Source organism: Bacteroides sp. FSHCM14E1 (assembly GCF_019633785.1).
GTDB classification, from domain to species: Bacteria; Bacteroidota; Bacteroidia; order Bacteroidales; family Bacteroidaceae; genus Bacteroides; species Bacteroides hominis.
Genome location: NZ_JADKYL010000007.1, coordinates 181,273 through 195,618 on the forward strand (window position 1 = coordinate 181,273; position 14,346 = coordinate 195,618).

15 protein-coding genes are annotated in these 14,346 nt (G+C 44.2%); 1 reads left to right on the forward strand and 14 read right to left on the reverse strand.

Going from position 1 to position 14,346, the window contains the following annotated elements; all coding sequences use genetic code 11:
* Nucleotides 1-116: 116 nt before the first annotated feature.
* From miaA to ISX59_RS12875, 9 genes are all read right to left on the reverse strand, one after another.
* Entirely contained in the window at nt 117-1,031 is a 915-nt protein-coding gene (gene miaA / locus ISX59_RS12835; protein ID WP_044300034.1) for a tRNA (adenosine(37)-N6)-dimethylallyltransferase MiaA, read from the reverse strand.
* 100 nt (nt 1,032-1,131) lie between these two features.
* A complete protein-coding gene (locus ISX59_RS12840) occupies nt 1,132-1,695 on the reverse strand; it encodes a hypothetical protein (protein WP_005775628.1) in 564 nt (187 codons plus the stop codon).
* Between the two features lie 134 nt (nt 1,696-1,829).
* A complete protein-coding gene (gene lpxA / locus ISX59_RS12845) occupies nt 1,830-2,597 on the reverse strand; it encodes an acyl-ACP--UDP-N-acetylglucosamine O-acyltransferase (RefSeq protein WP_005775629.1) in 768 nt (255 codons plus the stop codon).
* 9 nt (nt 2,598-2,606) lie between these two features.
* Nucleotides 2,607-3,992 carry a bifunctional UDP-3-O-[3-hydroxymyristoyl] N-acetylglucosamine deacetylase/3-hydroxyacyl-ACP dehydratase gene (locus ISX59_RS12850; protein ID WP_044300033.1) on the reverse strand — a complete coding sequence of 462 codons (1,386 nt, stop codon included), beginning with the start codon at nt 3,990-3,992 and terminating at the stop codon, nt 2,607-2,609.
* A 3-nt stretch (nt 3,993-3,995) separates the two neighbouring features.
* The gene (gene lpxD / locus ISX59_RS12855) at nt 3,996-5,036 is read right to left on the reverse strand and encodes a UDP-3-O-(3-hydroxymyristoyl)glucosamine N-acyltransferase (protein WP_005775631.1); all 1,041 of its coding nucleotides are present in this window, start codon (nt 5,034-5,036) and stop codon (nt 3,996-3,998) included.
* 82 nt (nt 5,037-5,118) lie between these two features.
* Nucleotides 5,119-6,348 (reverse strand): HD domain-containing protein, encoded by a 1,230-nt coding sequence (locus ISX59_RS12860; protein ID WP_005775632.1) that lies wholly within the window; start codon nt 6,346-6,348, stop codon nt 5,119-5,121.
* The gene (gene pyrF, locus ISX59_RS12865; RefSeq protein ID WP_220575957.1) at nt 6,348-7,172 is read right to left on the reverse strand and encodes an orotidine-5'-phosphate decarboxylase; all 825 of its coding nucleotides are present in this window, start codon (nt 7,170-7,172) and stop codon (nt 6,348-6,350) included. The genes ISX59_RS12860 and pyrF overlap by 1 nt, the downstream gene beginning before the upstream one ends.
* A gap of 48 nt (nt 7,173-7,220) precedes the next feature.
* A complete protein-coding gene (gene prfA / locus ISX59_RS12870) occupies nt 7,221-8,333 on the reverse strand; it encodes a peptide chain release factor 1 (protein WP_005775635.1) in 1,113 nt (370 codons plus the stop codon).
* Between the two features lie 121 nt (nt 8,334-8,454).
* The gene (locus ISX59_RS12875) at nt 8,455-9,621 is read right to left on the reverse strand and encodes an AIR synthase-related protein (protein WP_005775636.1); all 1,167 of its coding nucleotides are present in this window, start codon (nt 9,619-9,621) and stop codon (nt 8,455-8,457) included.
* Between ISX59_RS12875 and ISX59_RS12880 the strand changes: the two genes are divergently transcribed.
* Nucleotides 9,620-9,934: a hypothetical protein gene (locus ISX59_RS12880; protein WP_032537334.1), complete on the forward strand. Its 315-nt coding sequence runs from the start codon at nt 9,620-9,622 to the stop codon at nt 9,932-9,934. The genes ISX59_RS12875 and ISX59_RS12880 overlap by 2 nt on opposite strands.
* A gap of 334 nt (nt 9,935-10,268) precedes the next feature.
* Here ISX59_RS12880 and ISX59_RS12885 read toward each other — a convergent pair whose 3' ends face one another.
* Genes ISX59_RS12885 through ubiE form a run of 5 tightly spaced genes read right to left on the reverse strand, consistent with a single transcriptional unit; the run spans nt 10,269 to nt 14,283 of the window.
* Entirely contained in the window at nt 10,269-10,850 is a 582-nt protein-coding gene (locus tag ISX59_RS12885) for a LemA family protein (protein ID WP_005775638.1), read from the reverse strand.
* Between the two features lie 50 nt (nt 10,851-10,900).
* On the reverse strand, nt 10,901-11,824 hold the full coding sequence (locus tag ISX59_RS12890) for a TPM domain-containing protein (RefSeq protein WP_022011941.1): 924 nt from the start codon (nt 11,822-11,824) through the stop codon (nt 10,901-10,903).
* A 1-nt stretch (nt 11,825) separates the two neighbouring features.
* A complete protein-coding gene (locus tag ISX59_RS12895; protein WP_220575958.1) occupies nt 11,826-12,776 on the reverse strand; it encodes an alpha/beta hydrolase in 951 nt (316 codons plus the stop codon).
* Nucleotides 12,776-13,519 (reverse strand): shikimate dehydrogenase, encoded by a 744-nt coding sequence (locus ISX59_RS12900; protein WP_005775642.1) that lies wholly within the window; start codon nt 13,517-13,519, stop codon nt 12,776-12,778. The genes ISX59_RS12895 and ISX59_RS12900 overlap by 1 nt, the downstream gene beginning before the upstream one ends.
* A gap of 26 nt (nt 13,520-13,545) precedes the next feature.
* Entirely contained in the window at nt 13,546-14,283 is a 738-nt protein-coding gene (gene ubiE, locus ISX59_RS12905; RefSeq protein ID WP_005775644.1) for a bifunctional demethylmenaquinone methyltransferase/2-methoxy-6-polyprenyl-1,4-benzoquinol methylase UbiE, read from the reverse strand.
* Between the last annotated feature and the right edge of the window lie 63 nt (nt 14,284-14,346).

Sequence of the window (14,346 nt, forward strand, 5' to 3'; positions counted from 1 at the left end):
AGATTAATATTATTATCTATATGGGTGAAGATATTAATTTTTTTATAATAACACTTACTTTGCTGTTTTTTTATTTTATTCGGCTTCTTTTTCTCTATTCTTTAAGAATATATCTGCTATTTATAAGTATCTAATTGAGAGTGGAGATACGATAGTATTTCTATCTCTTGTTCAGGATGGAACCATTGGATTTCTTTATCCCGCTTAAACCAAGTCATTTGTTTGCGTGAATAGATACGTGAGTTTTGCTTTATCTTTTCAATGGCAAAAGGTAGTTCCCATTCTCCATCCAGATATTTGAATATCTCTTTATAACCAACAGTATTCAAAGAGTTTAGATTTCGGTGGGTATATACAGAACGTGCTTCTTCCAGTAAGCCTTCTTCCATCATTTGGTCTACGCGGCGGTTGATACGGTCATACAGTTCGGTACGATCCCGAGTCAATCCTATTTTCAGAATATGAAAAGGACGTTCTTTTTTTTGTTGGGTGCGGAAGGAGGTATAAGTCTTTCCTGTCATGTAGCAGATTTCCAATGCGTGAATGACTCGTTTGGGATTCTTTAAATCTACAATTTTATAATATTCCGGGTCCAGCAATTTCAGTTCGGCACAGAGATTATCCAGTCCTTCTGTTTCGTATTTATGTAGCAGAAGTTCGCGGGTTTCCGTATCCACGGTCGGTATATCGTCAATACCTTTACAGATGGCATCTACATACATCATAGAACCTCCTGTGAGGAGAACGACATCATGCTGTTTGAATAAAAGTTCAAGGAGAGACATTACCTCCGTCTCATATTGGGCGGCACTGTAATAATCGGTGAGTTGCAAAGTACCTACAAAATAATGTGGAACCCGTTTTAATTGCTCCGGGGTTGGAGCTGCTGTTCCTATCTTAAGTTCGGCGTATAACTGCCGGGAATCAGACGAAATGATACTCGTCTTGAAATGTTCTGCTATACGGAGGCTTAACTCCGTTTTTCCTACGCCTGTAGGCCCTATAAGTACGATTAAAGTTTTGACAGTCATAACGATTAGTAATGTGATAATGTGTCCATGTGACAATATGTCGCCTGCTATGCAATATGATAACGTGGTCGGCAGGTGTATTGTCACATGGGCATATTATTCAAAATTTATCTTCGTCGTATGAACCTCCACCACCAGATGCACCATCGTTAACATCAAATCCTTCTGCATCAAAATCTTCCATGTCGAAGTCCTGATCACCATAGAAATTCTCATCTAAGTCGAGTGAGCCTCCTGCGGCAGCCATCTCTTCGAAATCTACTGTTTGCTTAGGAGCTTCACCTGACTTTTTGGTACATTTGGCACCTTTTATTTCTTTTCCGGTGATGATTTCGGATAATTCGATAAAGAAACAACGTTCCGTCATGTAGTCGAATACATAGAGCAGTTTTTGTTTTTCGTCTTCAATCAGTTCGTTGAGGCGGGTTTCTTTCATTATCCAGCTGTCCATTTCCGGATTATTGTCCATTTCCTCCAGAGTAATTTCTTTCTCTTTTTCCCAATCGTCATCGCAGATAAAGAAAGAAGTCATCTGGTCATTCGTGTAACCCGCTGCTTTCAAGATAGCTTCGTGAAAATCGAAGAAAGTAGCTTCCGGGTCAATCTGTATCTCTCTGACGAAATCGTCAACCTCATCAGATATAATGGTAAATCTGTATATCATAGTTGTTACTGTTTTATTGATGGCGTAAAAGTAATAAAAAACCGAAAGATTGCAAATAAGATGGCTGGGTTTATTCCACAAAAAAGGAGGATGCTTTCCGGGCATCCTCCTTTTTCTTATTGATTTCTATTTATTTACCTGATGATTCCCCGGTCCGAGTTACGAATAAAATCAACGATATATTCTATTTCGGGACTGGCGGGTATTTCTGATTCAACCTTTGCAAGGGCATCCGATGTGTTGAGTCCGCTTTGGTAAATGATGCGGTATGCATTATGAATATTCTCAATAACTTCATTTGAAAAACCACGACGACGGAGTCCGATGATGTTGATTCCACTATAAGCGATGGGTTCGCGACCGGCTATGATGTATGGGGGAATATCTTTGCTGAAACGACAACCTCCCTGGATCATCACGTATCCGCCTACCCGGCAAAACTGGTGCATCAATACATTTGCACTGATGATGGCATTATCGTCAATAACGATTTCACCGGCCATTTTGGTAGAATTACCAATGATACAGCCGTTACCGATCAATGCGTCGTGAGCTACATGGACACCTTCCATCAGCAGGTTATTATTGCCTACAATGGTTCTGCCTTTGGCAGCTGTACCCCGGTTGATGGTCACATTTTCACGAATCAAGTTATTATCACCTATTTCGGCTGTGCTCTCTTCACCCTTGAATTTCAAATCCTGGGGAATTGCTCCGATAACGGCTCCCGGGAAGATTGTATTTCCGTTTCCGATACGTGAACCGTACAGGATGTTGGCATTAGCCATAATTTTATTGTTATCTCCGATGACTACATTTCTATCAATGTAAACAAACGGAGCAATCTCTACGTTTTCACCGATTTTTGCTTCGGGATGAATATACGCTAAGGGACTTATCATGCTTATAAATTATTTGTTTTTTACTATTTGTGCCATGAATTCGCATTCACAGACTACTTTTTCGCCAACGAAAGCATAGCCTTTCATCGTCGAGATTCCCCGGCGGATAGGAGCCAACAACTCTACGCGGAAGATCAGGGTGTCACCCGGTACTACTTTCTGACGGAACTTCACTCCATCGATTTTCATGAAATAAGTAGAATAACGCTCCGGTTCGTCTACTGAGTTTAAAACGAGTAGTCCGCCGATTTGGGCCATTGCTTCTATTTGCAATACACCGGGCATTACCGGTTCCTGAGGAAAATGTCCCTGAAAGAAGGGCTCGTTGGAGGTTACGTTTTTAACACCTACGATGTAGTTGGCACCAATTTCGATCACCTTATCCACCAACTGGAACGGATAGCGATGAGGAAGTAGCTCACGGATACGGTTTACGTCCATAATCGGAGCTCGGTTACAGTCATAGGTCGGTGCCTGTATCTCATGCAGGCGGATTTCCTTACGCATCTGACGTGCGAATTTGTTATTGATGGTATGTCCCGGGCGTGTAGCGATGATTCTTCCTTTAATCGGTTTACCAATCAAAGCAAGGTCTCCGATTACGTCCAGTAACTTATGGCGGGCACACTCGTTGGGCCATACCAACGGTTTATGGTTGATATATCCCAGTAGTTTGGCATCCATATGGGGAACACCCATAATATCGGCTAACTTATCATAGTTCTCTTGCGACATTTCGCGTTCGTAAATAACGATGGCATTGTCCAGATCGCCTCCTTTGATAAGTCCGGCTGATAACAGAGGTTCGATTTCACGTACAAATACAAAGGTACGGCTGGGGGCGATCTCTTCTTTGAATTTCTTCATATCCTCCAGTGTTGCAAACTGGTTCGGGATGATGGTCGAATCGTAAGAAACCAGTACGTTCAGGCTGAAATTCTCATCGGGTAATACAATGATGGATGAACCTGTCTCCTCGTCACGAAACTCTATTTTTGATTTAATGATATAGAAATCCTTAACAGCATTTTGCTCCTCGGTTCCTACTCTCTCTATTTCTTGTACATAATATTGTGCACTTCCGTCCAGAATCGGAAATTCCGGTCCGTTAACCTGGATCAGGCAGTTGTCGATGCCCAAAGCATAGAGGGCTGCCATTCCATGTTCAACTGTGCTTACTTTTACTCCATTTTTTGACAGCACGGTTCCTCTTGTCGTTTCAGCTACATTATCAGCTACGGCATCGATAATGGGTTGCCCTTCCAGATCCGTGCGCTGTATTTTGTAGCCATGGTTATCCGGGGCAGGGTTAAACGTAACAGTCAGGTCAAGTCCAGTGTGAAGACCTTTTCCTCTCAGTGAAAAGCTATCTTTCAGAGTTTTTTGTTTCAGCATTGGTTACTTATTTAATTGTTGTTTTAATTCTTCTATTTCTTTGCGGAGATTGCGTAATTCGATCTGCATCTCCGGAAGGCTTTTTTGTGCGATGGATGCTTTGAAGTATTGTTTTAGCTCCATAGGAGGAGTTCCGATAAGTTGGCTACCGGATTTTATATTCCCCGGTACACCCGATTGAGCTCCCAGATTTACTTGGTTGCCTATTTTGAGATGTCCGGCAATACCTACTTGTCCGCCGAACATACACCATTCGCCTACCTTGGTAGAACCTGCGATACCCACTTGGGCAGCCATTACGGTATGCGAACCTATTTCGTCGTTGTGAGCTATCTGGATCAGATTATCTAATTTCACTCCGCTATGAATCACGGTCGCTCCCATGGTTGCGCGGTCTATGCAGGTATTGGCTCCGACTTCTACATTATCTTCAAGAATGACGATACCGATTTGAGGAATTTTTTCGTATCCTTGCGGGGTAGGAGCGAAACCGAAGCCGTCTGCTCCGATCACACATCCTGCGTGCAGGATACAATTGTTTCCTACCCGGCAATCATGATATACTGTTGCATTGGCATATAGGATACAATTACTGCCTATTTTGGCACCACCGCCTACAGTGGCATGCGGATGAATAACCGTATTATCTCCTACTTCCGCATGGTCGCCTATGCAGGCGAAAGGAGCTATATATACGTCTTTTCCTATTTTAGCGGTTTCCGCTACATAGGCACGTGGGTCGATACCGGTTCTTTTGGGTTTGCTCATCTCATATAGATTGAGCAGTTTGGCAAGGCTCTCGTAAGCATTGTCTACTTTGATTAATGTTGCTTTTACTTCTTGTTCGGGAGTAAAATCTTTGTTCACCAATACAATGCTAGCTTCGGTCTCATATATATAAGGTGTATATTTCGGATTAGAAAGGAAAGAGATAGCGCCCGGTATTCCTTCTTCTATCTTTGCGAATGTATGTACAGTAGCGTTTTCGTCACCTATAATTTCCCCTTGGATAAATGCTGCAATTTGCTTAGCCGAGAACTCCATAATCTTACTTTAAAATTTAATTAGTACGCAAATAACGGACTTTTTTTTTATATATCCTTACTCTTTGATGAATATTTTATACTTATCTATCCCAACGCAAGTAGCAGATATAGTATTTCTTTACCTTTTTAGAAAGCAATGAAATGTTTAGCATGTCCGATGCTTCTGCAATATTTTTTATTGTTCCGTCTTTGTAAATAATATCAATGCTGTCATCTGCCGAATCGTACATGTTCTTTTCGATACTGGGGGTAGAGACAAAATAGTCTGCTTCGGAAAGAGTGATGCCTAATTGTTGGCTGATCTGCAAAGTCAATTCTTTTTTTCGCTCTTCACTGATAGGTTCAGCGCATATCTCAACCTTGAATATGTTACGATTAATCATACCCAGGCTTAATGTTGATAAAACCTTATCCGTATGGGTGCTCCATACTTTAAGAGCCGTCCAGATATCATTATCGTCCAACTGAATGAAGTTTTCCAGACAGTCAGGGTTATTGTAAAATACTTCCGGGTCGATGTGGTTGTACAGGAAGAATTTCAGCGCCGGCGAGGCAAACAGTTCCACTCCTTGCGAAGCCAGTTCCTTGGCACGTAACAGGGCACTGATCAGCATCCGTTCATAGGCCACTGACGTTTTGTGCAGGTAAACCTGCCAGTACATCAGTCGCCGTGCTGTAAGGAAGTTTTCTATGGAATAGATTCCTTTGGACTCCACTACCAGATGGTCGTCTGCTACGTCGAGCATTTTGATGATGCGTGCCGAACCTATATTGCCTTCCGAAACTCCGGTATAGAAACTGTCACGGCGCAAGTAATCCAGACGGTCCATATCCAGTTGTCCGCTGACTAATTGGTGCAAGAAGCGTTTGGGATATTCGTCTTTGAATATCTGAATGGCTAAACTAAGTTGTCCGTTCAGCTCCTTGTTCATCCGTTCCATCAGCATCAGGGAGATTTCTTCATGGGATACTCCTTTGACAATGGTGTCTTCAAGAACATGCGAAAAAGGCCCGTGGCCGATGTCGTGCAGAAGGATGGCTGCCTGTACGGCTTCGGCTTCACTGTCGAATATGAAGTTCCCTTTGGAGGCCAGTTGCGTGATAGCTTCGCTCATCAGGTGGAAAGCTCCCAGAGAGTGCTGGAACCGGGTGTGCTGTGCACCGGGATAGACTACGGATGAAAGCCCTACTTGCTTGATGCGGTTTAAACGCTGCAAAAGGGGATGCCGTACGATGTCGTACAGCAACCCCTTTGGTATGTTGATGAACCCGAATACCGGATCGTTGATTATCTTCCGTTCGTGAGGCATTATAAGATAGCTTTCAGCTGTTCTGCCATTTGCTCTTGCACTTCTTTGGCAGCGGCACGGGCGGCAGCGGCAAATTTTTCGGTCTTATCTACATAAATAATTCCGCGGGAGGAATTCACAATGAGTCCACAGGTACTGTTCATGCCATATTTGCATACTTCTTCAAGAGAACCTCCCTGAGCGCCGATACCCGGAACCAGAAGGAAGTGATTGGGGACAATCTTACGGATGTCTTCGAAAGCACGTCCCTGAGTAGCGCCCACAACGTACATCATCTGTTCATCATTGGCCCATTTCTGTGATTTTTTTAATACTTTCTCGAAAAGGCGTTTGCCGTTGGCATCTTCCGTCAGTTGGAAGTCGTGTGAGCCTTTGTTTGAAGTCAGAGCCAGCAGAATTACCCATTTCCCTTCGTAAGATAAGAACGGAGTAACGCTGTCCTCTCCCATATAAGGAGCTACAGTGACAGAGTCGATGTCGAGTTCTTCGAAGAAGGTGCGGGCGTACATTGCCGATGTATTGCCGATATCACCGCGTTTGGCGTCAGCAATGATAAACTGGTCGGGATAATTTTCTTTGATGTAATTTACAGTTTTTTCGAAAGCAATCCATCCTTTTACGCCCATGCTCTCATAGAAAGCCAGATTAGGTTTATAAGCGATGCAATAGTCTGCTGTTGCATCAACGATTGCTTTATTGAAAGCGAAGATGGGATCCGGATCATCCAACAGATGATCGGGTATCTTTTTAATATCTGTGTCGAGTCCTACGCAAAGAAATGATTTTTTGCGTTTGATGTTTTCAAATAATTGTTGCTTGTTCATCTTTCTTTATTTACAAATTTACGATTTACGATTGAAGTTGCCTTCTCGTTACAATTCACTCTCTTTCAGACGTTCAGCATTTTCGGCCACAGTCAACTTATCGATGCATTCCTGAATATCTCCGTCCATGAAGGCGGCCAGGTTATAGATGGTATAATTGATGCGATGGTCGGTTATACGTCCTTGGGGATAGTTATAAGTACGGATTTTAGCCGAACGGTCGCCCGTCGAAACCATTGTCTTACGTTTGGATGCGATGTCGTCGATATACTTCTGATGTTCCTTGTCGTAGATAAACGTACGAAGGCGCGCCAAAGCACGTTCTTTATTTTTAGGTTGGTCGCGGGTTTCAGTACATTCGATCAGGATTTCCTCTGCTACTCCCGTATTGGGATTCTTCCAGATGTAACGTAAGCGGACGCCCGATTCAACCTTGTTTACGTTTTGTCCGCCGGCACCTCCCGAACGGAAAGTATCCCATTTGATTTCACCTTCGTTGATCACTACATCAAACTCTTCCGCTTCGGGAAGTACAGCTACCGAGGCTGCCGAGGTATGTACGCGTCCCTGGGTTTCTGTTGCCGGCACGCGTTGAACACGGTGTACACCCGATTCGTATTTTAATGTGCCATATACATTATCGCCGGTAACACTGCAAATGATTTCCTTATATCCGCCGGCAGCACCTTCATTGGCGCTGGATACTTCCATCTTCCAACCTTTTGTTTCACAAAATTTGGCGTACATCCGGAAAAGGTCGCCTGCAAAGATGGCGGCTTCGTCTCCACCTGTACCTCCGCGAATTTCAAGAATGGCATTTTTACCGTCCTGAGGATCGGCCGGTACCAGCAACAGCTTGATTTCCTCTTCCAATACCGGAAGGCGTTCCTGGCTGTTGTCCATTTCCTCTTTGGCCATTTCTCTCATATCGGTATCCGACTCGTTTGAGAGAATGTCTTTAGCTTCTTCAATGTTGGCCAGCAGTTGCATGTACTCTTTACGGGCTTTCATCAAATCGTCCAGATCCTTGTATTCTTTGGTTAATTTTACGTATCGTTTCTGGTCGGCAATCACTGCCGGGTCGGTAATAAGGGTAGACACCTCTTCGAAACGGGCAACAAGACCGTCGAGTTTTTCTAATATACTATTGTTGTCTGCCATAAATTTAGGAGTTAAATGAGCTGCGAATTTTATCCGTCACGGAAGATACAGAGGTTTTCGTAAGTGCGTGTAGTGCCTCTGCAAGCTCTCTGTGTCCTCTGTGATGGATCTTGTTCGTTTTTTAATAAGTGAATTCTCCGAACTCACTCTTGATAATCAGTTCTTTCTTATCGCTTTCTTCGATGCGTCCCACGATTTGTGCAGGGATACCGAAAGATTCGCTGATCTTGATAACTTCGGCCGCGTGTTCGGGTGAAAGGTATACTTCAAGGCGATGGCCCATGTTGAATACCTTATACATTTCTGCCCAATCGGTTCCGCTTTGTTCCTGAATGGTTCTGAACAATGGGGGCACGGGGAAGAGGTTGTCTTTTACCACGCGTACATCGCCTACGAAATGCAGCACTTTGGTTTGTGCACCACCCGAGCAGTGTACCATTCCGTGAATTTCAGGACGTAGCGCATCGAGCAACTTTTTCACTACCGGTGCGTAAGTGCGGGTGGGAGAGAGGACGAGTTTTCCCGCGTCGATCGGAGAACCTTCTACTGCGTCTGTCAGCTTCAGTCCGCCCGAATAAACCAGTTCTTCGGGCACTGCTGCATCATAGCTTTCGGGATATTTCTCTGCCAGATATTTGGCAAAAACGTCATGGCGGGCAGAAGTCAGCCCATTGCTGCCCATACCGCCATTGTATTCTTTTTCATAAGTGGCTTGTCCGTGTGAGGCAAGGCCTACAATAACATCCCCCGGGCGGATATTGGCATTGTTGATAACGTCTGCCCGTTTCATACGGCAGGTTACCGTACTGTCTACGATAATGGTACGGACGAGATCACCCACATCGGCTGTTTCACCACCGGTGGCATACACACCTACTCCCATTTCACGGAGTTCGGCCAACAGTTCGTCTGTTCCGTTGATGATGGCGGAAATTACTTCTCCGGGAATAAGAAGTTTATTGCGTCCGATGGTTGAAGATACCAGAATATTGTCGACTGCGCCCACACAAAGCAAGTCGTCTATGTTCATGATCAGTGCATCCTGGGCAATCCCTTTCCACACGGAGAGGTCCCCTGTTTCTTTCCAGTACATATAGGCCAGGCTCGATTTGGTTCCTGCACCATCAGCATGCATAATATTGCAATACTCCGGATCTCCACCCAGAATATCAGGGATTATTTTACAGAATGCTTGTGGAAAAATTCCTTTGTCGATGTTCTTGATGGCATTGTGCACATCTTCTTTTGATGCGCTGACGCCTCGCATCATGTATCGTTGATTACTCATGAGTTATTTGGATTTTGTATACAACGGCAAAAGTACTGCTTTTTTTCCTTATAGCCAACAAATTGGCGGATATAACGATGGAGTAATACGACAGGGAGAGAGTCCGTTTTTAATTTGGAAGTTTGAAATGAAAAGTTCAAAAGTGCTTTGCAATCCGCCCTTCAATCTGTTGTTAGTGCAGATCAGGCAAATGGACTTACATACACTCGCTGCGAAGTTAAAGCCCAAAGCACGAAAAAGTTTTGGTGAAAGTTTTGCCGGACCTTTAGTAAAAAGAGCTTTTTCATATGAAATTCTTTATCTTAGCTGCTAAGATAGACATCTTGGCGGCTAAGATATGTATCTTGCCCGCTAAGATATACATCGTAGCACCTGAGATGAACTTTAATTATTGTTTGAAACGAGTTTCCTTTTAGTTCTTTAGTACTTTAAACGGAATAATATCATTTTGTATTTGAAGTACTTTGGAACAAGGTTTAAGAAAAGAGTGGGGGAGGTGAGAGCGGGACGGAGAGAGGGTGACTGCGGAGCAGATTATATGAATGAATAAAGTGGGAAATATACCCTGTTGAGGGTTATTTCCCACTTTATTCATCGGGTATTGTGTATCGACAATCTTTTCTGGTGAAAAGGATTTGCGTGACTTATCAGAATTTTACTTCCGGTGCCTTTTCCGTGCCTTCGGCTGCTTCGAAATAAGTACGTTTTTCGAAACCGAATATGGAAGCAAAGATGCTTTTCGGGAACCGACGGATAGAGGTATTGTATGCCTGCGCAGCGTCATTAAAATTTTTGCGGGCAACGTTGATGCGGTTTTCCGTACCTTCCAGTTGTGCCTGCAATTCAAGGAAGTTTTGGTTGGCTTTCAGGTCCGGGTAGTTTTCGGTGATGGCAAGCAGCTTGCCCAATGCAGAAGTGACTGCTCCTTGCGCCTTCTGATACTCGGCTAACTTTTCCGGAGTGAGGTCATTAGCGTCTACTTTGATTTGAGTCGCTTTGCTGCGGGCTTCCACTACGCCTTCAAGTGTTTCCTTTTCATGTGAGGCATATCCCTTGACAGTGTTGACCAGGTTAGGAATCAGATCGGCACGACGTTGATACTGTGTCTCTACGTTAGCCCATTGGCTGCTTACATTCTCGTCCATGGATACCAGTCCGTTGTAGGCACTGATGGCCCAGATGACGATAACTGCCACTACGGCAATAAGGATAATAACTGACTTTTTCATATTGTTTCTTTTTGATTACTGATTAATGACTAATAGAATGATTGGGTTGCTTAGAAACGTGAGCCGGCACCTCCGCCTCCGCCCGAACCTCCTCCGAAGCTTCCACCACCGAAGCCGCCTCCGCCGCCTCCGAAACTTCCCCCTCCGAAGCCTCCGATGAAAGGACCTCCGCCTCTTCCGCCACGTCCCCTGTAATTGTCATCGTATGATTGTTGACGCCGGACTACGGTGTGTCCGCAATTGCGGCAAGTATAAATAATATCCTCGGTCTTTACTCCGCTGCGGTTCGATATTAAGTTCGTACCGCTCCGTTGAAGTTGATGTTTTCCACATTTAGGGCAACGGGTACTTGCCCGTGCAGCCAGTATACCTACCACTCCGGCCACCACAATGAAACCTAAAATAGCAAAGAGAAGCATGGAGGCGGATATCCCCTTTTCTCCGGTATCTTTATCATCATTTATCATGGAGCCATCCAGACGCCGGCATACTGCTTGTACTCCTGCTACCATTCCCCGGTTCCAGTCTCCCTTTTTGAGATAAGGGATCATGTCCTTGGTTTGTATGCGTTTGCAGATTGCGTCCGGCAGGTCACCTTCCAGTCCGTAGCCGGTATAGAACTGTATACATCGCTGATCGGTGACCAGTAAGATGACCAGTCCGTTATCTTTTCCTTTCTTGCCCACTCCCCATTGGTTCAGCAATTGATGGGAGAACTCAAAGCAGTCTTTATCTCCGATGGAAGGTACTACGGCAACTACAGTCTCGATACCTGTTTTTTGTTCCAGAGCATACAGCATCGAGTCCATTTCGTCACAAGCCTGTTGTGACAGGATGCCGGCAGGGTTACAGACATATTGCATCTTGTTCTGCAAATGTACTTTGGGGATATTCTCTACGGTGTATATCTTTTCCTGTGCTTTCAGTGGGAGGAATATCCACACGAAAAGTAAATAAGTGAGTATCTGTTTCATATCAATGAATGTAGCGGTCTGTGAATTCTTTTACTTTCCGGGTATATTCTTCCTTATTCTCTTTATAAGATAAGGCATGTGCGGCTCCCGGTACAATCCAAAGCTGCTTGGGAGCCGGTTTGGCTTCATAAAGGGGATAAACCATCCATGTGGGCACGTACGTATCTTTGTCCCCATGAATGAAGAACATCGGCAGGCGGCTTTTTTTAACCTGGTTCAATGATGAAGCCTCTTCGAAGTTCCATCCGTATTTTTTCTGGCACAGCAGGCTGGTGGTATTCATTAATGGGTATGAAGGAAGGTGGAAACTTGCTTTCAGTTCGTGCGAGAATTCATCCCAGACACTGGTGTAACCACAATCTTCAACGAAACATTTCACGAAGTAGGGCTGTACTTCGCCGGATACCATCATTGTGGTGGCCCCTCCCATTGAAATGCCATGTACAACCATTTGAGTACTGTCACCATAAAGCTCATTGGCGATGTGCATCCATTGCATTACGTCCAGACGGTCTTTCCATCCCATTTGAATGGCCGGTCCACCGCTCTCTCCCTGATGTTGCAGGTCGGGCAAAAGCACATTGTATTGCAGGTCGCGATTGTATAGATAGCCTATCATGAACATGCGGATTGCATTGTCCGTATAGCCATGTACAATGACCGCTGTCTTTTTGGTCGGCTGCGGGGCTGCGATGTAATAAGCATGCAGGCGGATGCCTTCCGGATTTAAAACAAAAGTGTCCCGAAGTGCATGAGCCTGATTGAGGCTATCCACCCAAGGACGTAAAAACGGATAGTTTTCGTACATGAAAGGATAAGAATCGGCATTCTTGGCACGTATCTTCGCTTCCGGGCGGAGCGAATAGTTGAGCATGAAGAAACTTCCGCCTATCGTATATCCGGTAAGCAGCAGCAATAATATAACGACGCTTATCTTGATTCCTTTTTTCATTATTTATTCCATATTTCCCATGCGGCAAATGCCTGCAGCAATAACATTTCGAGACCGTTTTTGGTTACGGCCCCATGCTCCTCTCCCTTTTTCATGAAAAGAGTGGTGTTTGGATTATATAACAAATCGTACAATAAATGGTTTGGTGTCAGTAATTCGTAGGGAATGGCAGGACAAAAGTCTACTTTCGGATACATACCTACCGGTGTACAGTTTACAATCACTGTATGTTCTGCCATGATTTCCGGAGTCAGTTCTTCGTAGGTCAGCATGCCTTCTTTTTGGGTACGGGACACGAATATACTATCGATTCCCAGATTCTTCAGGCCATGATAGATTGCTTTGGACGAACCGCCTGTACCCAGGATTAATGCTTTTTTATGATAAGGTTGCAACAATGGCTGAATGGACTGGCTGAATCCTATTATGTCAGAATTATATCCTGTCAGTTTTACTTTTCCTTTAGGACCACGAACAATTTTAATAACATTGACTGCACCTATTTGGGCAGTGTCTTTATCCAACTCGTCAAGGAAAGGGATGACTTGCTCTTTATAAGGGATTGTTACGTTCAGTCCGCACAGATTGGGGTTTTCTTCGATCACTTCCATAAAATCGTTGATTTCAGGAATCTCAAAGTTGACATATTCGGCGTCTATGCCTTCAGACTTAAACTTTTCATTGAAAAAGCCGATAGAAAACGAATGTTTCAGTGGATAGCCAATTAAACCATACTTTTGCATAAAGGGGGAGGATGTTAAATTAATATTTATTTCGTAGCCGTATAAAGTGTACAGATGCCGAATGTCAGCCGTCGGAATTGTACCTGGCTGAAGCCAACCTGCGAGATAACGTTTTTCATAACCTCTCCTTGGGGAAATGCTTTGATTGTTTGAGGCAGGTAGCTGTAAGCACTGTTGTCTTTCGATAATAGTTTGCCGAGGGTTGGAATGACTATTTTTGAGTAAATGGAAAATAATTGTTTCATCGGAAATCGATCCGGAGTTGTCAGCTCAAGGATTACCAGATGCCCGCCCGGTTTGAGGACACGGCACATTTCGGAAAGCCCTTTATCCAAATCTTCAAAGTTGCGGATACCAAAAGCGACAGTGATAGCGTCAAAACGGTTGTCGGCAAACGAGAGGGAGGTACAGTCTTCCTTTGCAAAAGATATCTTTTCGGAAAGACCTTCCTTTTTCACTTTTTCACGTCCCACATTCATCATTCCTTCAGAAATGTCTGTTCCGATCAGCTGGTCGGGTTGCAGTTCGCGGCATGCCAGAATGGCAAAGTCACCGGTACCGGTTGCCACATCCATTATCTGTTGCGGGCGGAAAGGTTTGAGCCAATTGATTGCCTTGCGTCGCCAACTCCGGTCAATCCCTAATGAAAGGGTATGATTCAGTTGGTCGTATGCAGGGGCAATGTTGTCGAACATCTGTTCTACCTGTTCGCTCTTTTTCCCGTCATTGCTATAAGGTTTGATTTGTTCTTGTGGGTAGTTCATTTTTCATTCAGAGTTTTATTCACCACAGGGTTTACAAAAGTGGACGGTTTTGGGTTTCAAAAC